This window comes from Bacillus sp. MC1252, from assembly GCF_056838025.1.
Map to the genome: position 1 here is coordinate 3654305 of NZ_CM166369.1, position 24551 is coordinate 3678855.

The 24551-nt window shown below is 40.3% G+C and carries 27 protein-coding genes and 1 pseudogene; 6 read left to right on the plus strand and 22 right to left on the minus strand.

Annotated elements, in window-relative coordinates; all coding sequences use genetic code 11:
* Window positions 1-77 precede the first annotated feature (77 nt).
* The gene (locus ACYH0L_RS18785; RefSeq protein ID WP_367308076.1) at window positions 78-737 is read right to left on the minus strand and encodes a hypothetical protein; all 660 of its coding nucleotides are present in this window, start codon (window positions 735-737) and stop codon (window positions 78-80) included.
* 78 nt (window positions 738-815) lie between these two features.
* Between ACYH0L_RS18785 and katX the strand changes: the two genes are divergently transcribed.
* Window positions 816-2432, plus strand: a complete 1617-nt coding sequence (gene katX, locus ACYH0L_RS18790; RefSeq protein WP_370461136.1) for a catalase KatX — start codon at window positions 816-818, stop codon at window positions 2430-2432.
* Window positions 2433-2480: 48 nt separating this feature from the next.
* On the opposite strand, the gene wrbA is transcribed toward katX, so the two are convergent.
* The 4 genes from wrbA to ACYH0L_RS18810 form a co-directional block, all read right to left on the minus strand.
* Entirely contained in the window at window positions 2481-3095 is a 615-nt protein-coding gene (gene wrbA / locus ACYH0L_RS18795; RefSeq protein ID WP_099728564.1) for an NAD(P)H:quinone oxidoreductase, read from the minus strand.
* Window positions 3096-3167: 72 nt separating this feature from the next.
* Entirely contained in the window at window positions 3168-3776 is a 609-nt protein-coding gene (locus tag ACYH0L_RS18800) for an alpha/beta hydrolase (RefSeq protein ID WP_482354243.1), read from the minus strand.
* A complete protein-coding gene (locus ACYH0L_RS18805) occupies window positions 3773-4744 on the minus strand; it encodes a ring-cleaving dioxygenase (RefSeq protein ID WP_410611094.1) in 972 nt (323 codons plus the stop codon). The genes ACYH0L_RS18800 and ACYH0L_RS18805 overlap by 4 nt, the downstream gene beginning before the upstream one ends.
* Before the next feature lie 94 nt (window positions 4745-4838).
* Window positions 4839-5018, minus strand: coding sequence for a hypothetical protein (locus ACYH0L_RS18810; RefSeq protein WP_230031426.1), 180 nt, complete (start codon window positions 5016-5018; stop codon window positions 4839-4841).
* 174 nt (window positions 5019-5192) lie between these two features.
* Between ACYH0L_RS18810 and ACYH0L_RS18815 the strand changes: the two genes are divergently transcribed.
* A complete protein-coding gene (locus ACYH0L_RS18815) occupies window positions 5193-5585 on the plus strand; it encodes a hypothetical protein (protein ID WP_482354244.1) in 393 nt (130 codons plus the stop codon).
* Between the two features lie 132 nt (window positions 5586-5717).
* Here the strand turns inward: ACYH0L_RS18815 and rpsR are convergent, their stop codons facing one another.
* The 5 genes from rpsR to ACYH0L_RS18840 all read right to left on the minus strand — a co-directional run bounded on the left by rpsR (window position 5718) and on the right by ACYH0L_RS18840 (window position 8495).
* Window positions 5718-5957: a 30S ribosomal protein S18 gene (gene rpsR / locus ACYH0L_RS18820; RefSeq protein WP_008347556.1), complete on the minus strand. Its 240-nt coding sequence runs from the start codon at window positions 5955-5957 to the stop codon at window positions 5718-5720.
* Window positions 5958-5997: 40 nt separating this feature from the next.
* Entirely contained in the window at window positions 5998-6540 is a 543-nt protein-coding gene (ssbA, locus tag ACYH0L_RS18825) for a single-stranded DNA-binding protein SsbA (RefSeq protein ID WP_099682525.1), read from the minus strand.
* A gap of 36 nt (window positions 6541-6576) precedes the next feature.
* Window positions 6577-6864 (minus strand): 30S ribosomal protein S6, encoded by a 288-nt coding sequence (rpsF, locus tag ACYH0L_RS18830; RefSeq protein WP_003215073.1) that lies wholly within the window; start codon window positions 6862-6864, stop codon window positions 6577-6579.
* Between the two features lie 108 nt (window positions 6865-6972).
* Window positions 6973-8073: a redox-regulated ATPase YchF gene (gene ychF, locus ACYH0L_RS18835; protein WP_367308081.1), complete on the minus strand. Its 1101-nt coding sequence runs from the start codon at window positions 8071-8073 to the stop codon at window positions 6973-6975.
* A gap of 215 nt (window positions 8074-8288) precedes the next feature.
* The gene (locus ACYH0L_RS18840; protein ID WP_008347561.1) at window positions 8289-8495 is read right to left on the minus strand and encodes a DUF951 domain-containing protein; all 207 of its coding nucleotides are present in this window, start codon (window positions 8493-8495) and stop codon (window positions 8289-8291) included.
* A 294-nt stretch (window positions 8496-8789) separates the two neighbouring features.
* Here ACYH0L_RS18840 and ACYH0L_RS18845 point away from each other — a divergent pair, with 294 nt between their 5' ends.
* Together ACYH0L_RS18845 and ACYH0L_RS18850 are read left to right on the plus strand one after the other, a co-directional pair.
* Window positions 8790-10109, plus strand: a complete 1320-nt coding sequence (locus ACYH0L_RS18845) for a hydrolase (RefSeq protein WP_099728560.1) — start codon at window positions 8790-8792, stop codon at window positions 10107-10109.
* A 15-nt stretch (window positions 10110-10124) separates the two neighbouring features.
* Entirely contained in the window at window positions 10125-10535 is a 411-nt protein-coding gene (locus ACYH0L_RS18850) for a hypothetical protein (protein WP_099728559.1), read from the plus strand.
* 25 nt (window positions 10536-10560) lie between these two features.
* On the opposite strand, the gene ACYH0L_RS18855 is transcribed toward ACYH0L_RS18850, so the two are convergent.
* Window positions 10561-11616 carry a YkvI family membrane protein gene (locus tag ACYH0L_RS18855; RefSeq protein WP_099728558.1) on the minus strand — a complete coding sequence of 352 codons (1056 nt, stop codon included), beginning with the start codon at window positions 11614-11616 and terminating at the stop codon, window positions 10561-10563.
* Window positions 11617-11688: 72 nt separating this feature from the next.
* Between ACYH0L_RS18855 and yyaC the strand changes: the two genes are divergently transcribed.
* Window positions 11689-12315, plus strand: a complete 627-nt coding sequence (gene yyaC, locus ACYH0L_RS18860; protein ID WP_230031431.1) for a spore protease YyaC — start codon at window positions 11689-11691, stop codon at window positions 12313-12315.
* Between the two features lie 27 nt (window positions 12316-12342).
* Here yyaC and ACYH0L_RS18865 read toward each other — a convergent pair whose 3' ends face one another.
* The 3 genes from ACYH0L_RS18865 to ACYH0L_RS18875 all read right to left on the minus strand — a co-directional run bounded on the left by ACYH0L_RS18865 (window position 12343) and on the right by ACYH0L_RS18875 (window position 15029).
* The gene (locus ACYH0L_RS18865) at window positions 12343-13197 is read right to left on the minus strand and encodes a ParB/RepB/Spo0J family partition protein (RefSeq protein WP_099728556.1); all 855 of its coding nucleotides are present in this window, start codon (window positions 13195-13197) and stop codon (window positions 12343-12345) included.
* Complete coding sequence (gene soj, locus ACYH0L_RS18870; protein WP_008360890.1) at window positions 13190-13951, minus strand: sporulation initiation inhibitor protein Soj; 762 nt, start codon at window positions 13949-13951, stop codon at window positions 13190-13192. The genes ACYH0L_RS18865 and soj overlap by 8 nt, the downstream gene beginning before the upstream one ends.
* Window positions 13952-14195: 244 nt before the next feature.
* A complete protein-coding gene (locus ACYH0L_RS18875) occupies window positions 14196-15029 on the minus strand; it encodes an orthopoxovirus pf05708 family protein (RefSeq protein WP_230031432.1) in 834 nt (277 codons plus the stop codon).
* Window positions 15030-15234: 205 nt separating this feature from the next.
* On the opposite strand from ACYH0L_RS18875, the pseudogene ACYH0L_RS18880 reads away from it, so the two are divergent.
* Window positions 15235-16341: pseudogene (locus ACYH0L_RS18880) on the plus strand (IS3 family transposase).
* 58 nt (window positions 16342-16399) lie between these two features.
* Here ACYH0L_RS18880 and noc read toward each other — a convergent pair.
* The 8 genes from noc to rpmH all read right to left on the minus strand — a co-directional run bounded on the left by noc (window position 16400) and on the right by rpmH (window position 23933).
* Window positions 16400-17275, minus strand: coding sequence for a nucleoid occlusion protein (noc, locus tag ACYH0L_RS18885; protein ID WP_099726337.1), 876 nt, complete (start codon window positions 17273-17275; stop codon window positions 16400-16402).
* A 105-nt stretch (window positions 17276-17380) separates the two neighbouring features.
* Window positions 17381-18100 (minus strand): 16S rRNA (guanine(527)-N(7))-methyltransferase RsmG, encoded by a 720-nt coding sequence (gene rsmG / locus ACYH0L_RS18890; RefSeq protein ID WP_410611106.1) that lies wholly within the window; start codon window positions 18098-18100, stop codon window positions 17381-17383.
* 13 nt (window positions 18101-18113) lie between these two features.
* A complete protein-coding gene (gene mnmG, locus ACYH0L_RS18895; protein WP_327925043.1) occupies window positions 18114-20000 on the minus strand; it encodes a tRNA uridine-5-carboxymethylaminomethyl(34) synthesis enzyme MnmG in 1887 nt (628 codons plus the stop codon).
* 17 nt (window positions 20001-20017) lie between these two features.
* A complete protein-coding gene (mnmE, locus tag ACYH0L_RS18900; protein ID WP_482354245.1) occupies window positions 20018-21397 on the minus strand; it encodes a tRNA uridine-5-carboxymethylaminomethyl(34) synthesis GTPase MnmE in 1380 nt (459 codons plus the stop codon).
* 402 nt (window positions 21398-21799) lie between these two features.
* Window positions 21800-22423, minus strand: a complete 624-nt coding sequence (gene jag / locus ACYH0L_RS18905; protein ID WP_099726333.1) for an RNA-binding cell elongation regulator Jag/EloR — start codon at window positions 22421-22423, stop codon at window positions 21800-21802.
* Window positions 22420-23196 carry a YidC family membrane integrase SpoIIIJ gene (spoIIIJ, locus tag ACYH0L_RS18910; protein ID WP_180275472.1) on the minus strand — a complete coding sequence of 259 codons (777 nt, stop codon included), beginning with the start codon at window positions 23194-23196 and terminating at the stop codon, window positions 22420-22422. Before spoIIIJ ends, jag begins: the two co-directional genes overlap by 4 nt.
* Before the next feature lie 164 nt (window positions 23197-23360).
* Window positions 23361-23720, minus strand: a complete 360-nt coding sequence (rnpA, locus tag ACYH0L_RS18915) for a ribonuclease P protein component (RefSeq protein WP_008360906.1) — start codon at window positions 23718-23720, stop codon at window positions 23361-23363.
* A gap of 78 nt (window positions 23721-23798) precedes the next feature.
* Window positions 23799-23933 carry a 50S ribosomal protein L34 gene (gene rpmH / locus ACYH0L_RS18920; protein WP_008360908.1) on the minus strand — a complete coding sequence of 45 codons (135 nt, stop codon included), beginning with the start codon at window positions 23931-23933 and terminating at the stop codon, window positions 23799-23801.
* Window positions 23934-24551 lie beyond the last annotated feature (618 nt).

Sequence of the window (24551 nt, forward strand, 5' to 3'; positions counted from 1 at the left end):
AATAGTTTGCGCTTAGTTATTTTTTTAACATGTCATCGCATGTTCGTTTCTATACAAAAAGAGCGAACCTGACGGGTTCACTCTTTCAAAGCGGTTATTTTTTGATGAACAAACGATCTTAATGGAAAAAGCGGATGAATGATAGAGACGCCTGTCTCCCGCTCCACCTGTTGTGCAGCGTGAACCATCGAGAGCTGCATCACGCAAATGTCTCCGTTTTTTTGCTTCATACATCTTCTCAGCTGCTCCTTGATTCGATCCTCATAAGCCTGCATGTCACCGTTTAGGCAAAGATGAAAGACATCCTCCATCACAACAATGTCTGCTTCAATCTGTTTTCCCCGCTCTTGTGCATACGAATAAAGCCGATACATCGTTCCTTCCACTGTATCTGGGTTTGAAAACACAAGCTGAAGAGGCCCTTTTTTCTCACAAATCAGCTCAAACAACGGTTCATCTATCGGAACAATCGGTTGTTTGAAAAGGTGCTGCTGATCACCCATAGCCGCAATATATTGTGTACAGGTTAATAGGATGATATCGGCTTTCCTCTCTTGCATCAGTCTGTTGATGGCATAGGTTTGCTGCTTGTAATGATCAAAAGCGGGATCTTGTTTAGTGCGTTCCATAAATGATGAATCGACTGTGTGATGCAGCTCAAAAGCTGTATCACGAAAAATGTCTTCTATATAAGACATATTGGATGGATGTGCGTGAAGGCAGTGTAATCGAATCATCAGGTTCGCTCCTCTTGAAAGTTTTCAATCATTATATCAATCCTTGTATGAAATAGGGAGCAACATGACCATATTGTTATTGAGAGATTGAAGGAGGGATTCTACTTGAAAGAAGATCAACAGCCTAAACCATCTTCAGATTCAGAAGAAACTTTAACAAATCGACAAGGTCATCCGGTAACAGATAATCAAAACATGAGAACCGTTGGGAATAGAGGACCAACCACGCTTGAAAACTACGATTTCCTAGAGAAAATCAGTCATTTTGATCGTGAACGTATACCTGAACGAGTCGTTCATGCACGCGGGGCTGGAGCACACGGTTATTTTGAGGCCTATGGTACATTCGGAGATGAACCCATCTCCACCTATACAAGAGCCAAATTATTTCAGGAGAAAGGGAAAAAGACCCCTGTCTTCGTTCGTTTTTCTTCTGTGATTCACGGCGGTCATTCGCCAGAAACATTGCGCGATCCTAGAGGGTTTGCGATCAAATTTTATACAGAAGAAGGAAACTGGGATCTAGTTGGAAATAACCTGAAAATTTTCTTTATCCGAGATGCTTTGAAGTTCCCTGATTTGGTTCATGCCTTTAAGCCTGATCCTGTCACCAATCGTCAGGACGGCGAACGCATTTTTGATTTCGTCTCACAATCACCAGAAGCGACGCATATGGTGACATTTCTCTTTTCACCATGGGGCATTCCAGCGACATACCGCCACATGCAAGGATCGGGTGTCCATGCCTACAAATGGGTGAATCAAGATGGAAAAGCGGTGCTGGTCAAATATCACTTTGAACCGAAACAAGGCATTCGCAATTTGACCCAGGAACAGGCTCAAGCGATTCAGGGTGAAAACTTTAATCATGCCACACAGGATTTATATGAAGCGATTGAGCAAGGAGACCACCCTGAATGGGAGGTATATGCGCAGATCATGGAGGATGATGCACACCCTCATCTCGACTTTGACCCTCTTGATCCGACAAAGCTTTGGTACAAGGATGACTATCCATGGAAACCGATCGGACGAATGGTCTTAAACAAAAATCCAGAAAATTATTTTGCAGAAGTCGAGCAGGTTGCCTTTGGGACTGGGGTTCTCGTAGACGGTCTCGATTTTTCAGATGATAAATTGCTGCAAGGACGCACCTTCTCCTACTCTGACACGCAGCGATATCGTGTGGGGCCAAACTATTTACAGCTGCCGATCAATGCTCCAAAAAAGCATGTCGCCACCAATCAGCGGGATGGACAAATGGAATACCACGTCGATCAAGGAAAAGGGCAAAATCCCCATGTGAATTATGAGCCGTCTATCCTCGGTGGATTAAAAGAAGCGAAACAGGATGGAAAGGATCATTCACCTTTTGTCGAGGGTGAAGTCAAACGAGAATCCATTGACCGCCCGAACAATTTCGGTCAAGCGGGAGAAACGTATCGCCGCTTCAATGATTGGGAGCGTGAGGAGCTGATTAAGAACTTAGTCAATACCCTTGCGACATGTCAAAAGGACATACAAGAGCAAATGATCGAAAACTTCACAAAAGCAGACCCTGATTACGGAAAGCGTGTCGCTGACGGTTTAAAAGCCTTTAAACATGAGGAACCAAGCGGACCCATTGGCTCAACAGGCGCAGCTCAAGCCGTGAACGAAGCCATCAACAATAGCACACCTTCAGATCCTTATTAAAAAAGAAAGAATGCAGCGGCGAGGCTGCATTCTTCTTTTTTACACCTATTAAGCGTTTTGACCTTTTTTGATCCATTCTGCCACATTGACTGTACGTTTCGCCTGATGTTTCGCGGCTGCTTCTGCATCCTCTTGGATCTTTCCATTTTGGTCCACAGTGACACTTACGCCGTAAGGGTTGCCCCCTGCACCGTATAATGAGTCATCTGTGTATCCAGGAGCGGCAATAATGGCTCCCCAGTGGAACATCGTTGTATAAAGGCTCAGAATCGTCTGCTCCTGTCCGCCATTTGGATTTTGTGCAGATGTCATCGCACTTACTGCTTTGTTTGCCAATTTTCCTTGGAACCACAGGCCACCTGTTGTATCTAAGAATTGCTTCATTTGAGCCGGCAAGTTACCGAAACGTGTCGGCATGCTAAAGATGATGGCATCCGCCCACTCTAAATCACTCAATTGAACCTCTGGTACATCTTTTGTTTCGTCTAAATGTGCTTTCCATGCTGGATTTGATGCCACAACTGATTCTGGTGCCAATTCAGGAACCTTTAATACTTTGACCTCAGCGCCAGCTTCTGTCGCTCCAGCCTCAGCCCATTTCGCCATCTGATAGTTTGTACCTGTTGAACTATAATAAATAATCGCTAGTTTTACATGTTCCATTTGTTCCAGCTCCTTTTGTTTGGTTTGCCCAAAAAGCTTCTGTAAAAATCCCACCTGTATTCCCCACCTTATTTAAAATTGACGACGATACCATAAAGCCGCAGCATCGACTTCTTCCCTCGTTAACTGATGTCCACGATTTTCCCAATGAAGCGTAACGGATGCTCCCGCCTCTTGCAGTAATTGCTCCAGTTCCTGAGATTCCTCTGGACGGCACATTGGGTCATTTTCACCAGCTGCTATAAAGACTTGTTTCCCCGCTAATGAAGGCAATGAAACCCCGCGTCTTGGGACCATCGGGTGATGCAAGATAGCTCCTTTCAGCGCGTCTCCATAATGGAATAACAGGCTCCCCGCAATGTTCGCCCCATTGGAGTAGCCGATAGCTACCACATTGTGACGATCAAACCCATATTCAACTGCTGCTTCCCCGATGAATGTATATAGTTCCTTTGTACGCTCAATTAAATCTTGTTCATCAAATACACCCTCTGCCAAACGTCTGAAAAAACGCGGCATGCCGTTTTCTGACACATTTCCTCTCACACTAAGAACAGATGCGTCAGGATCTACCACCTCTGAAAGCGGCAATAAATCATGCTCTGTCCCGCCAGTTCCATGCAGTAATAAAAGGACAGGTCTTTGTTCATTCTTTCCTTTTCGAAAAAGATGCTTCATCATGAATCTCCTTTCCCTTTGATTTCTCTCACCTCAATTGGCAGCACAATTTGTTCAATCTGGCTGCGCTGCGCCTCATATTGCGGTGGCAGTTTCAATGCTTCACCCATTGTTTCCACTGTTTCATCGTGTGCAAACCCTGGAGGATCCGTCGCAATTTCAAATAATATGCCGCCAAGCTCTCTAAAGTAAATGGCATTGAAGTAATTTCTGTCTTGCACAGGTGTCACTTGGTACCCGTTTTGTGCAATATGTCTTTGCCAATCTAATTGATCCTGATCATCTGTTGCTCTCCATGCAATATGATGTACAACCCCAACACCCATACGTCCTCGTGCAACAGGTGTCACTTTCACATCAATCACATTGCCAATTGCACCGAACGAACGAAATCTCACATAGTCCTCTTCTGCTCCAACTCGTTCAAGTCCCATCGTTTGCTCTAACAGCTGCATCGTTTGCTCCGGCTGCGATGTTAATAACACAGCTCCGCCAAACCCCTTAATCGCTACATCTGATGTGACACCGTTAAATGTCCACTCATTTTGCTTTCCTTCCTCACGCTCTACAAGCTCAATCAATAAACCGTGTGGATCTTCAAATGAGACAAAGGCTTCACCAAAGCGTTCAATGGTTTCATAAGAAATATCAAACTGCTTCAGACGTTCCTTCCAGAAAGAAAAAGCGCCTGTCGGGACAACATATGTTGTCACACCCACTTGACCTGCACCAATTTGCCCCTTTTGTGCGCCTGGCCAAGGGAAAAACGTCATAATGGTACCTGGAGATCCTCCTTCATTCCCAAAATATAAGTGATATGTGCCTGGATCATCAAAATTGACGGTCTTCTTAACGAGACGTAATCCCAATACACCTGCATAAAAATCAACGTTCTCCTGAGGATGACCAACAATTGCTGTAATATGGTGAATACCTTCTGTTTTCTTCACTTCTAATGACCTCCTCATCATGAAGTAACAAACCTCTATTCATTATGACTTTGCTGACGTCTTTATATTATCTCGAATTCGAGATATTAAACCAAAAAAATATATTTATCTCGAATTAAGGATAAGATGTTTTTAAATAAATGTCAACGATTTTTGTTTTTCTTTTAAAAAAGCAGATCCGCTTTGCAATTGGCTGACCTGCTTTTCCTTGAATTTTGGAGCATTTTTTCTTTTTTAAATAGCCTTCCGCTACCTGAAACGCATCTTTTACCTTCACATTGACTTCATCATTCATTCTATCACGCTTTATAAATAATGATTCAATTGTTATGTATTCCATTTTAATATTTTATTGGTAAAATTATTGTAAAGGAAACTTTTTGGGGGAGATATTATGGCTAATACATGCCCATAATGTGGCACAAATCTAAAAACGGAGACAGATTTCTTTTTTTGTGATTTTTGTGAGATGAATTTATCACTAGATCAGATTCAAAAAGACGGAGAAAGAATCCAGATAATAAATAGAGAAATCAATTCTGCCTATCTTAACATGACAACTCCAGAATTAATGACATTTTCAACGTGGGAGCTAATACTTCTTTTAAAAGAAGCTAGAAAAGTAAGAACTTCCTTTTACAAAAGAAATTTTGAGTCAAAAATTTCCAAGTGCACTCAAGAAGGGGATGAATTACTACAGTCATATAAACTATCCACAAAAAAAATGTATGTAATCGAAAATATACTTAAGGTTCGGCTAGGTTATATCCCAGCAAATCTAAATAAATCATTCCTCAACAATTATAAAAAAAATATAGAAAACCCTAAATATAAAGCAAAAATGCTGATATGGGAAACGTAATTAATATATTTTCACTTGATCAGTTTAAACTTTTAATATTTTTAAAGCTATGCCTTAAATAGTCAGCAATTATTCATTTTATTTACTTAAAAAAGCGAAGAGCTCAAGGCTCTTCGCTTTTAAGTCAACGACTTACTCACCAGTAACGTATGGAAGTAATGCCATTTGACGTGATTTTTTAATCGCTAATGTCAATTTACGTTGATACTTAGCGCTAGTTCCTGTTACACGACGAGGTAAAATTTTACCACGCTCAGAAACAAACTTTCTAAGAAGATCAACATCTTTGTAGTCGATGTGCGTGATACCGTTAGAAGTAAAGAAACACACCTTACGACGTTTCGCACGACCGCCTCTGCGTCCACCTGCCATTTGTTTTCACACCTTTCCTTTAGTCATTTTTCCAGATCAATTAGAATGGCAAATCATCATCGGAGATGTCAATCGGTTTACCATCATTCGCAAATGGGTCATCATTGAAGCTATTTCCCTGATTACGATTTTGGTTGTTTTGATTGCCATATGGATTTTGATTTGGTTCATTTCCGAATGGATTCTGATCGTTTTGGCTACCGCCATAATACTGGCCTCCGCTATTGCCACCGCCGCTGTATCCACCTGAACCAGCACCGCCGCTCTTAGGCTCAAGAAATTGAACACTTTCAGCTTGAACCTCTGTCACGAAGACACGCTGTCCTTGCTGATTTTCATAGTTTCTTGTCTGCAAACGACCGTCTACACCGGCAAGACTTCCTTTTTTCAAGAAATTAGCCACGTTCTCGGCTTGTCTTCTCCAAGTAACACAGTTAATGAAATCGGCTTCACGCTCTCCAGATTGATTCGTAAACGTACGATTCACAGCTAGAGTAAACGTGGCTACAGCCGCACCATTAGGCGTGTAGCGAAGCTCAGGGTCTTTTGTTAGTCTTCCGACCAATACAACACGGTTTAGCATATTGAAAGACCACCTTTAAATATATATTTCAATGATTTATACTTCTTCTTTAACAACAATGTGACGAATGATATCGTCACTGATCTTAGCTAAGCGGTCAAATTCTTGAACTGCTGCAGCGTCAGATTGAACGTTTACGATTTGGTAGAAGCCTTCACGGAAATCGTTGATTTCGTATGCAAGACGACGTTTACCCCAATCCTTTGTTCCAGTGATCTCCGCACCGTTAGAAGTTAACACGTTATTGAAACGCTCGATAACTGCTTTTTTAGCCTCATCGTCAACTGTTGGGCGGATGATGTACATAACTTCGTACTTTCTCATCTGATTGCACCTCCTTTTGGTCTAAGCGGCCCTAAACGGGCAAGGAGCAATAAATTATATTACTCACAATTGTATATTATAACAAATCACTTGGCCTATGACAAGAACTTATACATTAAAACGGAAATGAATGACGTCTCCATCTTTCACTTCGTATTCTTTACCTTCTAAACGAACTTTCCCTGCCTCTTTCGCAGCAGACATGCTTCCGCCAGCCAGTAAATCCTCATAAGCCACGGTTTCAGCACGAATAAATCCACGCTCGAAGTCAGTATGAATGATGCCGGCACATTCTGGCGCCTTCATTCCTTTTTTAAATGTCCAAGCGCGTACCTCTTGCTCACCTGCTGTAAAATACGTAGCTAAGCCAAGAAGTGAATAAGACGCTTTGATCAGCTGATCTAGTCCTGATTCTTTGATGCCAAGCTCTTCAAGGAACATCTGCTTCTCTTCTCCTTCTAGCTCTGCAATTTCAGACTCGATCTTAGCACAAACGATAATCACTTCAGCGTTTTCGCCAGATGCAAACTCACGAATTTGCTGCACATATTCGTTGCCGTCATGATCCGCTACTTCATCCTCACTCACATTTGCTACATAAAGAACTGGTTTAGATGTGAGTAAATGAAGCTGTTTCACAAGGTTCTGCTGCTCATCTGTAAATTCTACAGATCTTGCCGATTTCCCAGCTTCAAATGCGTCCTTTAGCTTCGACAAAATATCAAATTCAGCTACAGCTTCCTTGTCCTTTTGTTTCGCTAGCTTACTCACACGAGTCAAACGCTTTTCAACCGTTTCTAAATCAGCCAAAATCAATTCTAGATTAATGGTTTCGATATCTGATACAGGGTCAACCTTACCTGATACGTGTGTAATATTATCATCTGCAAAGGCTCTCACCACGTGACAGATCGCATCTACTTGGCGAATGTGCGAAAGAAATTTATTCCCTAAACCTTCACCTTTAGATGCACCTTTGACAATACCGGCAATATCAGTAAATTCAAAAGCAGTCGGAACTGTCTTTTTTGGCTGCACCAATTCTGTTAGTTTTTGCAAACGCTCGTCTGGAACCTCTACAATTCCGACGTTTGGATCAATGGTACAAAACGGATAGTTAGCAGACTCCGCTCCAGCCTGTGTAATTGCATTAAATAGCGTTGACTTCCCGACGTTAGGTAAGCCAACAATACCAGCTGTTAAAGCCATTCTTTCATCTCCTCTATATCAAACGTGCTCGTTATACTGCGTAATATGAACCTAGAGCAATTATAAGTAGGTTTACATGAAAAGACAAGCTAACCATCATGCATTTTCAATAGAAGAAACAGCAACAAAAAGAGTAAATCAGAGCTCCAAAAGCAGAAATTGCACCTGTTTCTCCTGTACAATATACAAATTTAATCAAAAAAGCATGAGGCCTACTAAGCAGTTGGCTCCTCATGCTTGACAAGAATTTTCTTCATTTTTCGTTCAAAATCTCTTCTTGGAATCATCACGCTGTGCCCGCAGCCTTCGCATTTAATGCGAATATCCATGCCCAAACGAATCACCTTCCACCGATTGGCACCACATGGATGGGGTTTTTTCATTTCAACTACGTCATGTAACCCAAACGCTTTGTCTGCCATCAGCCTTCACCTCTCTTGCTCACTTCATTGAATCTATTGTACAAAAAAACGACGATGAAGGGCAATGCATAAAATAAAGAGCCTCTTCATTCGTCAATCCAGTTCTTTACTTATAGAAAAAACCCTTCTTTTAGATCATTTTATTTGTGACCAATAGTTACTTAAACTCCGCTTTTTTTCAATATTGTCACAAACACTGTAGGTCAAAAGGTTTTTATTGGTAGAACGCTGTGGTTTTTCCATATTTTTTGATTTATGATATCTGCATAAATGTTATGTGAGGGAGCAGGTACGATGGTCAATCGAAAGGATAGATTAACTGATAAAGAATATAAAATCATATCCGATCATGCTGGAGACATAGACAATTACCAGCAGCACCATACGATAGAAATAGGTCAGCAAACGCTCACTGTCCACGATTTTCTAAAGATCGATCATAAATTATATGGTTTAATGATGCAGCAGGAACATTCAGACGAATTCATCGTTGCTTTTCACTGTCCGCTGCCAAATCAAATGACAGTCACATCATCACAAGATGTGCAAACGGCGGCACAATCATTGCTCAAAACGGATTATGCCTACCCTATTGAAAGAAAGTCCCTAGCTGGGAATCAAGAACATGTCTTTTTTAAAGGGAAGGAATACATAGAACAAATCTGTCAGAAGCACCCTAATGTAGCCATTCATCTCACTGGACAAGCCCTTGCCGGTGCTGTTTGTGCTTATATTGCAACAGAACAGCCAGCTGTCAAAAAATCCGTCACCTTTGATAGTCCAAATATATGGAGCAGCCTGCCGCCTTCGATTCAGCAAAAGGCGCTGCAAGGTAAATATACTCATGTTCTCACTGAATATATTCAGCCTACTCATTACGTAGGTTTACTCAATCGTCACGATCATGGGATTGGACAAGTCAAATACACCGTACCGCCTCGGGAGCAAGGCTCGGTCCAAGAATCCATTCAATATAAACAAAGGGAAATTGACACCTTTTTAAAATCAGCCTTTGCTTCTATGAATATAGAATGGAACGAATCATTTGATACAAATGCATTTTTAGCTCTCGTTTCAGGAGATACAAAGCCGAATGGTTATTTATTCCATCCGAATGGAACCGCTCGTATTTTAGATGAACAGCTTGATCACAATACGAGTTTTACAGCGATGCTTTTGCAAGAAATTCATTCAGGCCGTGCATATGCACAAAGCGGTCTTGAAATTATCATAAAATCCCATTTACTAAAAAATTCATCTTATGATCTACAAAGCATTATTGAGCATGAGGTACAAACTGTATTTGAGAAAATCGATGGAATCGATGAAAGTGTAAAAGAAGCCGTCCACCATGTAAAACAAGAGCTCAAAGGACTTGTCGGTTTTGGCCACTATGATTTATTAAGTCATACAGATGTAGAAGCACTGTTAGAGGAAGTACGGATGGAGCAGCATCATTCATCCTTTTATTCACATGAAAAACAATTGAATGCCTTGTACACCCTTAGAGATTATGAACAAGAACTTTCCACCCTTTCAAGACATCTCTACACAATGGGTGATGACTATGCCAAGGCAGATAGACGCCTTGCGTTGCAAATGGGTATTCATTAAGAAAGGAGTCGCCAAATGGTCAATCAAAATAAACCTCCTAGTGACGCCCAGCGTTTCTTGCAAAATGTGAGCGCTCGCCGCTCCATGTCTGTATTCGAAAATCAATCTGCACCCCAAACACAATCGCAATCTCCTGAAGAAATCGCCGCCATTCAGGCTATACGCAGAGAAGGACAGCGAAAGGATCTAAAGCGACTGCTGAAAATGCGGCTTCATGACGAATTAGCAAACACTCGCGTGCACTTGGAGTATCAGCTGTCCAAAACAGAAGACATGTTGAACCAAACAACCATTGTCAAACAGCATTTATCCCAGCATTTAAAAGGACAAGCCATCTCAGAATTAGAGGAGCGCATTCAGCGTCTTCAGCAAATGCCTGTATATGATGATATCAAAGACGCTATCGATTCAATTCGGATAAAATAAGCACTTTTCTTACGAAGAGAGGTGCTTATTTTGTTTTATCAATATAATTTTTAGCCCGGAAAAATATCTTTTTACTTAAAATCGGATATAGCATTAAACAGACGAGTAAATAAAGATTCAACAAACTATAGATCGGATACAAGAAAGCAATCAAATCGGCAAATCCAAGAGATGTTAAAGGCGCCATCAAAAGAAGCATGACAAACACAATCAACCAGCGAGGCATTCTTACAACAGAGAGCATCCGGCTGGATAAACCAAATAAACCAGCGGCTGTCGTCGTATAAATCGCTAGACAAAGGACGACTGTCATAAACACAAACAATGACGTCGGCGCCCCCTCTAATACTGTAAACAAAGGAATTCCCTCTGCTGAAAGACTTCCAGAAATATCAACCAGTATTTCGTTATACACATAAGAGATCACACCAAAAATCAGACCACTTAATATGCTCGCCACCTTGGCTTCTCCGAGCCCCTTCATTTCTTTCCCAACAGAAGACAGCACTGCAACAACAGATAATATATTCAAAGAGGCAAAGACAATACTGGCTGGCCAATTGTACTGCTGCCCAAAATCAATCCTCCACATATGATCATGATTCATATAATAAAAAACAAACGCATAGATGAGCCCCGCCACCAAAATTGGTATAATGAAAGCATTCACTGATAAGAGCCCTTTCACATCCCAGAAAAAAATCATAAATGAAAAAAAACAAAACGCACCGATGCCAACCCAAAATGGTACATGATACATCTCAAGTGTAACCCCGCCACCGGCAATCATGACCGTAGTTGTCGTGAATAAATAAAGAACGATTAAAATGTCATACACCTTAGCCAGCCATGGTCCTACCAGTCGCTCTAACACCGGCACAAAGTGATCGGCACGCACCTCATAACTGATTTTTAACACCACATAGGTAGACAGCATAAACATCAATGTAAACAGGAGAATGGCTAGTCCACTATCAATGCCAAAAAACTGCCAAATTTCTTGGCCGGAAGCATATCCCGCTCCTATTAAGCTTCCTAAAATTAAAAGCGTCCACCTTGAACCAGCCTTCCACACAATCATCACCTCATAGGTATAGAATTAAGCTTGTTTCCGTATACTGTTACTAACTACTATGACAAGGAAGTGAGACCTATGAATAGCAAGAACGGTCTTTTTTTAAGAAATAGGGTGAAAGAATACGTGTCCCATACGGATACAAATGCCATTCAACAGCTTAAAAGTATTTTATTCTCGCATCTTCAGAAAGCAGGAAAAAGACCCGTTGCCATCGTTTGTATTGGAACAGACCGCTCAACTGGCGACTCTCTAGGTCCACTTGTTGGCACAAAGCTTTCAGGTCTGGAATTGAAAAAGCTTCATGTATACGGAACGCTCTCTGACCCAGTGCATGCGGTCAATTTAAAAGAAAAGCTCGCTGAAATTGAACAAGCTCATAAACATCCGTTTATTGTAGCTGTTGATGCCTGTTTAGGAAGAGTGAAAAGTGTAGGTTCCTTTCAGATTGGAGATGGCCCGTTAAAGCCTGGGGCGGGTGTACAAAAGGAGCTGCCAGAGGTAGGAGATATTCATATTAATGGGATCGTCAATGTGAGTGGCTTTATGGAATACTTCGTTCTCCAAAATACACGTCTTCACCTTGTCATGTCTATGGCCAATACACTTTCTGAAAGTCTATCTCACATTGATCAAATGGATTGGACGAGAGAAAAAAACCGTTCTCTTTTCGCTCCTATTCAAAATATCACTGGGAGAATATAAAAAAGACCATCTCTCGTATCAAGATGGTCACTCTGAGGATTCTCTCGCAGAAAGCAATTCAAGAATTCTGTCTAAATCTTCGTTTGAGAGAAATTCAATCTCAATTTTCCCTTTTTTCTTCTGTTTCTTGATCGTAACTGGAGTACCAAAGTAATGTTGTAAGAAAGACTCTCTTTCTTTCAACACTCGATCCTTTGGTGCTTCTTTTTTCTTTGTTTCACGTGGAACATTTTCGTTTAATTGCTGAACAAGTTTCTCAACCTGACGTACATTTAACCCTTCATCCACGATTTTCTTTACCAATGGCGCCAGCTTCTTTTTGTTTTTCAAACTAAGCAGCGTGCGTCCATGTCCCATTGATAACGTTCCATCGGCAATTAACTCTTGTACTTCATCTGGTAATGTCAATAGACGAAGGTGGTTCGCAATATGTGGTCTGCTCTTACCTAATCGCTTCGCTAATTCCTCTTGAGTCACACTTAAGTGATCTAGCAAGGAAGCATAGGCTTCCGCTTCCTCTAATGGAGATAAATCCTCGCGCTGTAAGTTTTCTAAAAGGGCAATCTCTCTCATCAGCGTTTCTGAAAATTCTCTGACGATCGCAGGAATCGTTGTCAGACCAGCTTGTTGTGCTGCTCGGAATCGGCGCTCACCTGCTACAATGTCATATCCTTTAATTGATTTTCGGACAATGATCGGCTGTAAAACACCGTGCTGCTGAATCGACTCTTTGAGATCGGATAATGCATCCTCGTCGAACGTTTTTCTTGGCTGATACGGGTTCGGACGCAGATCCTTCATTTTGATCTCTTCGACAGTTTCTTCATTTGAATCTACGTTGTTAAATAGTGCATTAATACCCTTTCCAAGACCTTTAGCCATTCGCATCCACTTCCTTTGCTAAGTCTAAATAGACATCTGCACCTCTTGAACGTGGATCATACAAGATAATAGGCTTTCCATGACTAGGCGCTTCGCTGAGTCTCACATTTCTCGGAATCACGGTCTGATAGACTTTATCTCTAAAGTATTTCTTCACTTCTTCGATGACCTGAATTCCAAGATTTGTTCGCGCATCAAGCATTGTCAGTAAGACACCTTCAATGGCAAGATCGGTATTTAAATGTTTCTGCACGAGACGAACTGTGTTTAACAATTGACTCAATCCTTCAAGCGCATAATATTCGCACTGAACCGGTATTAAAACGGAATCGGATGCAGTTAACGCATTAATCGTCAGTAATCCAAGTGATGGCGGACAGTCAATAATCATGTAATCGTAATTTTGCTTCACAGATTCAAGTGCTCTCTTCAGCCTCACTTCACGTGAGATCGTAGGCACAAGCTCAATTTCTGCCCCTGCAAGCTGTATCGTCGCAGGAATGACATCAAGATTTTCGACCTCTGTCGTCTTAATCACATCAAGTACATCTGCATCGTCAACTAAAATATCGTACACACACTTCTCTACGTCGGCCTTCTCAATCCCAATACCACTCGTGGCATTGCCCTGCGGATCAATATCAACTAACAACACTCTTTTTCCTATGTATGCTAAACACGCACCCAAATTCACAGAAGTTGTCGTCTTCCCGACGCCGCCCTTCTGGTTGGTAATCGCTATGATTTTTCCCACGATGTCACCCACTTTCAACTTAACAAGTTTCTCATTCATTCATACTTTCTATTCTATCAAAAAAAGTATGAAACGTTTGCTTTTTTTGTTTCTCCATTATAAATTCGTTGACGAATGTCTATTTTCGTACATGATTAGATGAATGAAAACACACACAAAAATTATATTAATATATCTTTTTGATGAAAAATCGATATACTTAGAAATAAAAAACCCTCACTTTAATCAAAAGTGAGGGCACATATCAAAAGTTTAATCCGCCAATTTTACGGCCTTCGCTCACAATGACCTTAGGGGTCACTGTTTTATAGCTTTTCTTTTTCAAAAATCCATAGGGTGCCTTAATGGTAAATGTCGCATGTCCGACAGCGTCACCCGTTTTGGCGTAGGCCTGCCACACAATCTTTGAACAGTATGTGGGGTCCAATGATTGAATCGACATTGTGATGGAGTATCGAGCCTTCGGATGGTCTTTCACGTAATCGTGTGCCCATTCCCCTGCGAGATCCGCCTTTTCTTCGTGATTGATCCGAATCACCTTTGTGTTGGCACTATAGCGAAACCAGCTATGAATGGAATCAATATGAGGGTGCTGTCGAAACCCTGGAATGGAGGCATAGCTTTTCTCGTTAATGACGATACCTGCATGACCAATTAAGCCATTCAAAGCACCAGTGCTTGTCACCAATATATCCCCTTTTTTAGGCATAATATCGGTTCCAGGATACGGCTTTCCTAAAAGGTGGCGAATGGTATGCGGCTTTTCATCAGTCACCATCTCATCCTGCTTGTTTTGCCGTAAGTCATAGTTCTTCAAATCATCATTTGCTGTGATCAAGTCGATCGTCTCGTCCTGAGACTCATGCTCTTGATTTAATTGTTGAACAGTTACCTCTCTAGAAACCACGCCTTGTTTCTTCAGGACGTTCAGTTCTTTCTTCGTAACCGTTTCTTCTCCAGCATGAACCTCTTGACTCGGTGGCGTATTTACAGCAAATATAGTCGTTTCATTTGAAAAAAGAGAAACAGAAAATAGTAAATAACAGATAATAGCAAAAGTAGTTTTTTTCATATTCATTGAATAGATGTCACCTCCTTTCTACTATGAAAATCATATTTTACCAATTAATCAATAATAAGTAAATATTATGTACTTTCATGAAGGCATACAAATAAAGCTGACGAGTGGATAGGACTGTCCCCATAAAGTGAGACAAATAAAAAACACCTTTAAGTTGAAATCGGGTATAGAATACCTGAAAACAATTTGGAGGTGTTTTTCTATGGGATCAAGAGTTAGTTATCCAATTGAAGTGAAGATGAAAGCAATTGAAATGCGATTGGCGGGAGTACCAGTTAAAAAAGTGTTGGAGGAATTAAATATTCGGAATGTGACTCATCTGGAGACATTCATCGTTTAAGACAGCCAGTAGGCAAACAGGATTCGTACGGGAAAGGGCCTGAATATCAAGATGAGAAATAGAAATTGAAAACGGAAATTCGCTACTTAAAACAACAAATTGACATATTAAAAAACTACACAGAATGGGAAAGGAAGTGAAAAAAGAAGCGTTCGTGTCGATTTATGATACGGTAAAAGACAAAGTGAGTGCATTCTGTCAGATGTTTAAGCTCGCAAGATCAACATTTTATCGTTGGAAAAAACAAGGTCATCAGCCAAAGCGGCAGGGGTTAATCGACCTCATTTCATCGCTTTGTGAGGCACATCAATATACGTATGGTTATCGAAAAATTACGGCTCTACTGCGAAAAGAAATGAAAATGAACTATAAGACGGTACAACGTATTATGCAAACCACGGTTTGCAGTGTCGTGTGAAAGTGAAAAAGCGTAAGCAAACCGGTCAACCCTATTATATTGCAGAAAATACTTAAAACGAGATTTTTCTGCGACAAAGCCACTTGAAAAATTGGTGACTGATCTAACATATCTGCCCTTTGGCCAAAAAACACTTTATCTATCTAGCATAAAAGATTTATATACAAGTGAGGTTGTGGCTTATACGATTGTGTTTCGCTTGTTCTAGATACGTTGAATCAGCTACAGGCACTGCCTGAAGGCTGCATCCTTCATAGTGATCAAGAATCGGTCTACACTTCATATGCCTATCAAAAGGAGATTAAAGGAAAAGGCATTATCATGAGCATGTCCCGCAAAGGGACGCCCGCTGATAATGCCTCCATCGAATCGTTTCATTCCTCACTAAAGTCTGAAACGTTCTATCTTAACAGCATTGATCGAACGACGACAACCATCGTAGAACGCACTGTCAAAGAATACATTCATTATTATAACAACATTCGTATTCAAACGAAACGAAACTAAAAAACAACCAATCACTGATAAACTATCGGCAATTGGCTGTATAAAGGTGTTTTGATCCCTGTCTCAAAAACGGGGGTCAGTCCCGATCTCATCAGCTTTTTTCTATTTAGGAATTCGAATCGTTAATTGGATGTATTCCTCAAATTCTTCTTCCTCGGTATTTATTTTAAGTCCGCTGTCTTCTACCATGTGGAGAGACTGGCGAATGGTATTCATCGCAATTCGTGTATCTCGACTAAATGCCTTACGTTTTGGCTTCGGTTTGCGATCTGTTTTTTGTTCAAGCATCTTCACTACACGCTCTTCAGTCTGTTTCACATTCAGCTGCTTTTCGATAATTTCCTGCAATAGCGCGATTTGTAATTCTGGAAGCTTTAGGGGTACAAGTGAACGTGCATGCCTCTCAGAGATTTTTTTCTCCAAAATGGCCTGTTGTACCTCTTCAGGCAACTTTAAAAGTCTTAATTTGTTGGCAACAGTTGATTGTCCCTTGCCTAAACGCTGAGCAAGCGCCTCTTGCGTTAAATCATGGAGCTCTAAAAGGCGTGCATAAGCATGAGCCTCTTCAATAGCAGACAGCTCTTCCCTTTGCAAATTTTCAATCAATGCCACAGATGCCGTTTCCGTATCAGTAAAATCTTTTATAATAGCGGGGATCTTCTCCCATTGAAGAGTTTGTACCGCTCTCCAACGTCTTTCGCCGGCGATCAGTTCATATTTTCCTTCTTCTTCTGTTGGTCTGACAACAATAGGTTGGATAATGCCATGGGTATGAATAGTCGTGGCCAGCTCTTGTATCTTTTCTTCTGAAAAAATGGTGCGTGGCTGAAAACGGTTAGGCATAATTGTGTCGACCGGGAGCTCCTGTATCTCTTCCTTTAATGTATCATGCTCAGCAATCTCTACCTCTATTTCGGTTTCACGCTCAGGATGTTCTTTGTCACCAAGCCCGAAGAAGCGTGAGAGTGAATGCTTCATGAACCTACACCACCTTTAAAAACTACCTTTTTATAATTCTATTTTCTCATGTTTTTTCCTTCTGTAAAATCATAAATATTGAAGAAAAACCGACCTTTTACATGATCAACCTTCTATTGGTGATTTATTAGGTGTTCCTGGTTTTCTAGGATATTTTTTTGGTGTTTGTTTTTTCTTTTCAATGACAATGATGTTCCGTTCGCTTTCTTCTAAAGGAAGAACAAAGGAATGCTTTTCAACAACCTCTCCTCCGAGGACTGTGACGGCTTTTTTCCCTGCTTGCATCTCTTCATCAGCGGCAGATGCTTTTAATGCAACAAACAATCCTTCCTTTTTCACAAGAGGCAGGCATAATTCGCTCAAAACAGATAGACGCGCAACTGCTCTAGCAGTGACAAGATCATAGCTTTCACGCTTTTCCTTACGTTGGCCAAACGTCTCCGCACGATCATGATAAAAAGTAGTTTCTTGTAAATTTAACCCTTTTGCTAACTCATTGAGAAACGTAATTCGTTTCTGGAGAGAATCAACAATGGTCACATGTAGATGAGGGAAACAAATTTTAAGAGGAATGCTTGGAAAACCAGCACCAGCTCCAATATCACAAATCGTTGTCACATTGTGAAAATCAATAAAAAATGCTGCTGATATCGAATCATAAAAATGCTTTAAATAGACTTCTTCCTTTTCTGTAATGGACGTTAAATTCATCTTCTCGTTCCATTCTACAAGCATGCGGAAGTAAGTTTCAAATTGTTCAAGCTGCACAGGAGAAAGAGTGATCCCTTTCTCCTCTAGTGCTGCTTTAAATTGATCAATGTTCATGCCGACATCCTTTCTACTCTGCTATCTTCGCAATACGTCCCTGCTCCAAATACACTAAAAGGATAGAAATATCAGCAGGGTTAACGCCAGAAATACGAGAAGCCTGTGCAACAGAAAGCGGTCGGACTTCTTTCAGCTTTTGCTTCGCTTCAGTTGCAATCCCTTTGATGGCATCATAATCGATTCGATCCGGAATCTTTTTGTTCTCCATCTTTTTCAGCTTTTCAACTTGTTGGAGCGACTTTTCAATATAACCTTCGTATTTAATTTGAATCTCTACCTGCTCACACACATCAGAAGGAAGCGGTGTTTTAGCAGGAGCTAATTGCACAACAGATTCATAGTTCATTTCTGGACGCTTCATCAAATCACTTGCACGAATGCCGTCCTTCAGTTCACTTCCACCAAGTGAACGAATAAATTCTTGTGTCTCTGCTGTAGGTTTAATGATGACAGAGTATAATCGTTTTTTCTCCGCTTCAATGGCTTCTTTTTTCAGCTGGAACGCTTGGAATCTCTCATCAGAAATTAATCCCAGGTTATATCCCAGTTCAGTTAATCTTAAATCAGCATTGTCATGACGTAAAAGTAGACGATACTCTGCACGGGATGTCAAGAGACGATAAGGTTCATTTGTCCCCTTTGTGACAAGGTCATCGATGAGAACACCGATATATGCATCAGATCGGCTTAAAATGACTTCTTCTTTACCTAATGCTTTTCTTCCTGCATTAATACCTGCCATAATTCCTTGACCTGCTGCTTCCTCATAACCCGACGTTCCATTAATTTGGCCGGCTGTATACAATCCGGAAATTTTCTTCGTCTCAAGTGTCGGCCACAGCTGTGTAGGCACAATTGCATCATACTCAATGGCATAACCCGCTCGCATCATTTGTACATTTTCAAGTCCTGGGATGGTTGAAAGCATACGCTGCTGTACATCTTCAGGAAGACTTGTAGACAAACCTTGCACATAAACTTCCTGCGTATTACGACCTTCTGGCTCTAAGAAAATTTGATGTCTCGGTTTGTCATTAAAACGAACCACCTTATCTTCAATGGAAGGGCAGTATCTAGGACCAGTTCCTTTAATCATACCTGAATACATTGGAGAACGGTGAAGATTCTCGTCAATAATTTGATGTGTCTCTAAACTCGTGTATGTTAACCAGCATGGTAATTGGTCTGTAATATATTCAACCGTTTCATAGGAGAATGCCCGTGGTACATCGTCACCTGGTTGAATTTCTGTCTTACTATAATCGATCGAGTGGCTGTTCACTCGAGGGGGTGTTCCTGTTTTAAAACGAACCAAATCGAATCCTAATTCTGCTAGATGATCTGATAATTTAATTGAAGGCTGCTGGTTATTAGGGCCGCTTGAATAGGAAAGATCCCCTAAAATAATGCGGCCTTTTAAGAAAGTACCAGTCGTTAAGACAACAGATTTCGCACGATAATTCGCCCCTGTTTGTGTAACGACACCTTTACATTCATCATCTTCTACAATTAAATGATCCACCATACCTTGGAGCATTGTCAGGTTTGGTTCATTTTCCATTGTTTTTTTCATTTCGTGCTGATATTGGAACTTATCTGCTTGCGCTCTTAACGCACGGACAGCAGGTCCTTTCCCAGTATTCAGCATGCGCATTTGAATATGCGTCTTATCTATATTTCGTGCCATTTCTCCGCCTAGTGCATCAATTTCTCTGACGACAATCCCTTTTGCGGGACCACCTACGGACGGATTACATGGCATAAAAGCAACCATATCGAGGTTGATGGTCAATACAAGTGTTTTGGCGCCCTGTCTTGCAGAAGCAAGAGCAGCCTCAACACCAGCATGACCGGCACCGACGACGATGACGTCATATTGACCAGCTTCATAACCCATTTCTTATGTTCCTCCTTTTACTTTCCTAAACAAAATTGAGAGAACAACTGATCAATTAAGCTTTCATGAACAGCATCCCCAATAATTTCACCTAACTGCTCCCAGCAGCGTGTTAAATCTATTTGAATAATATCAATCGGTACGTCCATTTCAATTCCTTCAAGAGCATCTTCAATTGATTGTTTGGCTGCCTGAAGGAGCGCAATATGCCTTGTGTTACTTACATACGTTAAATCCCCACTTTCAATTGAACCTGTGAAGAACAGTGATTGAATCGCCATTTCAAGCTCATCAATCCCCTTTTCTTGTAATAATGATGTTGTGACCACCGGACGATCTTTCGCTAGCTGCTTGACCTTTTCTACATCAAGCTTAGGCTCAAGATCTGTCTTATTCACAATCACGATGATATCCATACCTGAGACAGCCTCAAAAAGCTTAATATCCTCTTCTGATAATTCCTCACTATAATTGAGCACAAGTAAAATCAGGTCGGCTTCTTTTAAGACCTGTCTAGATCGCTCAACCCCTATACGCTCAACAATGTCCTCAGTCTCACGTATACCCGCAGTATCTACTAGACGAAGAGGTACCCCTCTTACATTCACATACTCCTCAATGACATCTCTCGTTGTTCCAGGAATATTCGTCACAATCGCCTTTGTTTCCTGTACAAGACTATTCAGCAAGGAAGACTTCCCAACATTCGGCCTTCCGATAATCACAGTGGATAAGCCCTCACGAAGAATTTTCCCCTGCTGCGAAGTCGTCAGCAGCGATTCAATTTCCTTTTTCACAGATGTCGCTTTTTCAACTAAGACTCGATGTGTCATTTCTTCGACATCGTCATACTCTGGATAGTCTATATTTACTTCAACATGGGCGAGTGTCTCCAATATCTCACCGCGAAGTCGTTTAATCAAACCGGAGAGACGTCCCTCCATTTGAGTGATCGCTACATTCATCGCACGGTCTGTCTTTGCACGAATCAAGTCCATTACAGCTTCTGCTTGAGACAGATCGATTCTTCCATTTAAGAAAGCACGTTTTGTAAACTCACCTGGCTCCGCTAATCTTGCTCCTTCTCTTAAAGCAAGCTGCAATACTTTATTTACCGTCACAATTCCGCCATGGCAGTTGATCTCAATAACGTCTTCTCTCGTAAATGTTTTTGGCGCTCTTAATACCGACACCATGACCTCTTCTATTACTTGCTCAGTACTAGAATCCACGATATGGCCATAATGAATGGTATGTGAATCCACCGATACAAGCTTTTTCTCCTTAGGCCCCTTATACATACGATCAGCAATCTGTACCGCATCAGGCCCACTTAAACGAATAATCGCAATTGCCCCTTCACCCATTGGTGTAGAAATTGCTGCAATTGTATCCACCGCTCATTCACCTCTTTCTCTACTTAATAGACAGTCTTTTATCTATTAAATGGACGTTGTCCATCTCTATATCAAAAACGCTTAATCCAAAATTTAAAGATACCACAAATGAAAGCGAAGCGAAAGTATCCCATATCTAATTATCCACAACTTTGCATCTTGTCTATTTTAACACTTAACTTATCCACATGTGAATAACGACGTTCTCAACTTATCTTCACATCTTACACCTAAATCCAATAAATTTAAACGCCCCGATCCCTTTACTTCAATGTAAAAATGGCGTTTTTCATCCAAATAACACGCTAACTTTTTAGAAATAAAGGATGAATCTTCTATAAAAAGGGAATTTTTCAATAAAAAAAGACTAAAATCCAGCTTTGCTGAATCTTAGCCTTTCTGCTATTTTTTATACAACACCACAACATGACGTTTGCTACCTGTATCTTCCGAAGCCGTAGCAAGTTCTTTAGAAAATGCGGCGATCGTATCATGAACGACTTTTCGTTCATTCGAAGGCATAGGTTCTAAATGAACCTTTCTCTTCGTTTTTAAAACACGGTTGGCCGTCCTGATGGCGTATTGTTCAAGTGCTTCTTGACGTTTCTTCCTATAATCTCCAATATCAATTGTAATATGGTGATACTGATCGGAATAACGATTAAACACTAACTGCACCAATGTTTCTAATGAGTACAAAGTTTGTCCTCTTTTTCCAATCATTAATGCCGTTTTATCTCCATCAATGTGGAAAGAAATCTTTTTCGGTTCCTTCTTGGAAACAATTTTTGCTTTAGGATCAATTGATTTAACAATTTTATCTAAATACTGTGTAGCTAATTTGAAAGCATTTCTCTTTTCTATTAACTTAACAACAGCTTGCCTTTTACCAAATAATCCCAAAAACCCTTTATTTCCTTCATCTACTATTGTGATATCAACTTCTTCTTGTAGTAGCTGAATTTGTTTAAGTCCGGAATCTACTGCTTCTTCGATTGTACGACCGACAGCAGTTATTTCCTTCATTTTTTATTCCCGCCAGCTTTTTCTTTTGTATCAACTTGTACTTGAGGTGTTCTAATCACCAATGTTTGAATGATCATGAAAAGGTTACCTACAACCCAGTAAAGTGAAAGTGCCGCTGGGAAACTGATTGCAAACACAACGATCATAATCGGCATGACCCAAAGCATAATTGCCATTTGAGGGTTGTCCGAAGGATTTCCAGCCATCATCAGCTTCTGCTGAATGAAAGTAGCTACACCCGCAATAATCGGTAATAAAAACAATGGATCTGGACTGCCTAAGTCAAACCATAAGAATGTATGTTTTTTAATTTCAGCTGTTCTCATAATCGCATGATAAAAACCAATTAAGATTGGCATCTGAATTAAAATCGGGAAACACCCTGCTAATGGATTTACACCATTTTTTTGGAAAAGAGCCATTGTTTCCTGCTGAAGCTGCTGCTGTGTTTTTTGATCTTTAGAGCTGTATTTTTCACGAAGCTTCTTCAATTCAGGCTGCAAAGCTTGCATTGCTTTTGTACTTCTTAACTGTTTAATCATTAATGGTAAAATAAGCAAACGAATTAACAGTGTAACAATAATGATCGCAACACCATAGTTTTCACCAGTCAAATTTGCCATGTACGTGATTAATTGAGATAGCGGGTAAACAATATAAGAATTCCAGAATCCCTCACTATCTGATGTAATTGGTTCATTGATTTGTGTACATCCTGCCAATAGAACCAACACGCCAATCAAGCTAAATATTAGTAATAATCGCCTTTTCAACAAGATTCCTCCCATTACTTCAAACTTTATTTAAGTTGGAATTGATTACGAAAGTGACTCACCTAATCAGTATGGTAACATTTTTTCATTACAAAGTGGTGGTTTCATTTTAATTCACTAGATGAAGGAAGCGCTTTTAAAAATTGATTCAACGAAAGTTTCTATTACGAAGACTTTTTCGGTTGTTGTTGATAAACAGCGGATTTTCTAAATAAATGTTGGAGAGATTTCTTTGTTTCCTCAAAGGTCAATTCACTCGCTGGTTTTCGTGCAATGACAATATAATCTTTTTCTTGCTTTAACTTATGACCTTCCTCTAAAAACACCTGGCGGATCAGTCGTTTAATTCGATTTCTTATCACTGCATTACCAATCTTCTTACTGACAGACAATCCTAAACGCAGTTCATCTTGATTCGGTTGATCCAGCTGGTAAATAACGAATTGGCGATTAGCCATTGATTGACCTTTTTTGAACACTTTTTGAAACTCTTCATTTTTTTTTAGCCTGTTTCGCTTCTTCATGTTTTCTTCCACTCCGATAAAAACTGACAATTCATTTACGATTTTATGTAAAAAAGACCACTGACATTATTCAGTGGCCTAAGCTGATAATTTTTTTCTACCTTTGCTGCGGCGTCGCTTTAAAACTAGACGTCCGTTTTTAGAACTCATACGGCTGCGGAAGCCATGAACTTTACTACGCTTACGGTTATTTGGTTGAAACGTTCTTTTCATTTATGACACCTCCCTGAGGAATAGCTGTTTAAGACAGTCTAACTCATTATATTTGTGTAACCCATCGATTGTCAATATCAATGATAAAACTCTTATTATCAACCTTATAAGCATAACACAAGTTATCAAGTGAAGAAACCTTCTTTTTCAGTTTCCAGCATTTTATTCTTTTTTCTCCTAAAAGACCTCCAAAACAAGGTTGTGGATATTTTTCCAGCATATTTAGACTATCCACATCCATTATCGACATTTTTTTCACACAAATAACCGGTGTGGATAATTATTTTTCAACAGGATGTAAAGTTTGTGGATAAGTTTGTGACACCCATTGCACCATCTCGTTTATTTTGATATTATATTTGTGTTTTAACTCTTAATTACTTATCTGACCTATTTACATTATCCACAATCTGTGGATAACCTGTGGAAAGTTATTACACAGCTTGTTGAATTGTTTATCCACAACTTGTGTAATTTGTCGAAAAGACGTTTTTCTACTATATTAATTGTTTTCAACAAAGTATGTGCACGAATGGTAATGACCATTTGCTCTTTTTCGTGTTCTATAACAGTTTGATACTGGTCATTTTAAAAAGAAAAGGAGGGGGGAGAAGCCTT

Bases quoted from the DNA above. Each gene is read 5' to 3' on its own strand.
- ACYH0L_RS18810 (WP_230031426.1), bottom strand. From the start codon at position 5,018: ATGAATGATGAAGTCAATGTGAAGGTAAAAGATGCGTTTCAGGTAGCG.
- rpsF (WP_003215073.1), bottom strand. From the start codon at position 6,864: ATGAGAAAGTACGAAGTTATGTACATCATCCGCCCAACAGTTGACGAT.
- ACYH0L_RS18785 (WP_367308076.1), bottom strand. From the start codon at position 737: ATGATTCGATTACACTGCCTTCACGCACATCCATCCAATATGTCTTAT.
- rpsR (WP_008347556.1), bottom strand. From the start codon at position 5,957: ATGGCAGGTGGACGCAGAGGCGGTCGTGCGAAACGTCGTAAGGTGTGT.
- yyaC (WP_230031431.1), top strand. From the start codon at position 11,689: ATGAATAGCAAGAACGGTCTTTTTTTAAGAAATAGGGTGAAAGAATAC.
- jag (WP_099726333.1), bottom strand. From the start codon at position 22,423: ATGAAGGAAATAACTGCTGTCGGTCGTACAATCGAAGAAGCAGTAGAT.
- ychF (WP_367308081.1), bottom strand. From the start codon at position 8,073: ATGGCTTTAACAGCTGGTATTGTTGGCTTACCTAACGTCGGGAAGTCA.
- ACYH0L_RS18805 (WP_410611094.1), bottom strand. From the start codon at position 4,744: ATGATGAGGAGGTCATTAGAAGTGAAGAAAACAGAAGGTATTCACCAT.
- ssbA (WP_099682525.1), bottom strand. From the start codon at position 6,540: ATGCTAAACCGTGTTGTATTGGTCGGAAGACTAACAAAAGACCCTGAG.
- ACYH0L_RS18875 (WP_230031432.1), bottom strand. From the start codon at position 15,029: ATGAATATGAAAAAAACTACTTTTGCTATTATCTGTTATTTACTATTT.
- mnmG (WP_327925043.1), bottom strand. From the start codon at position 20,000: ATGGGTTATGAAGCTGGTCAATATGACGTCATCGTCGTCGGTGCCGGT.
- ACYH0L_RS18800 (WP_482354243.1), bottom strand. From the start codon at position 3,776: ATGATGAAGCATCTTTTTCGAAAAGGAAAGAATGAACAAAGACCTGTC.
- ACYH0L_RS18815 (WP_482354244.1), top strand. From the start codon at position 5,193: ATGAATTTATCACTAGATCAGATTCAAAAAGACGGAGAAAGAATCCAG.
- ACYH0L_RS18855 (WP_099728558.1), bottom strand. From the start codon at position 11,616: ATGATTGTGTGGAAGGCTGGTTCAAGGTGGACGCTTTTAATTTTAGGA.
- ACYH0L_RS18845 (WP_099728560.1), top strand. From the start codon at position 8,790: ATGGTCAATCGAAAGGATAGATTAACTGATAAAGAATATAAAATCATA.
- noc (WP_099726337.1), bottom strand. From the start codon at position 17,275: ATGAAGCATTCACTCTCACGCTTCTTCGGGCTTGGTGACAAAGAACAT.
- ACYH0L_RS18840 (WP_008347561.1), bottom strand. From the start codon at position 8,495: ATGGCAGACAAAGCGTTTGGGTTACATGACGTAGTTGAAATGAAAAAA.
- rnpA (WP_008360906.1), bottom strand. From the start codon at position 23,720: ATGAAGAAGCGAAACAGGCTAAAAAAAAATGAAGAGTTTCAAAAAGTG.
- rsmG (WP_410611106.1), bottom strand. From the start codon at position 18,100: ATGAACATTGATCAATTTAAAGCAGCACTAGAGGAGAAAGGGATCACT.
- rpmH (WP_008360908.1), bottom strand. From the start codon at position 23,933: ATGAAAAGAACGTTTCAACCAAATAACCGTAAGCGTAGTAAAGTTCAT.
- ACYH0L_RS18850 (WP_099728559.1), top strand. From the start codon at position 10,125: ATGGTCAATCAAAATAAACCTCCTAGTGACGCCCAGCGTTTCTTGCAA.
- ACYH0L_RS18865 (WP_099728556.1), bottom strand. From the start codon at position 13,197: ATGGCTAAAGGTCTTGGAAAGGGTATTAATGCACTATTTAACAACGTA.
- wrbA (WP_099728564.1), bottom strand. From the start codon at position 3,095: ATGGAACATGTAAAACTAGCGATTATTTATTATAGTTCAACAGGTACA.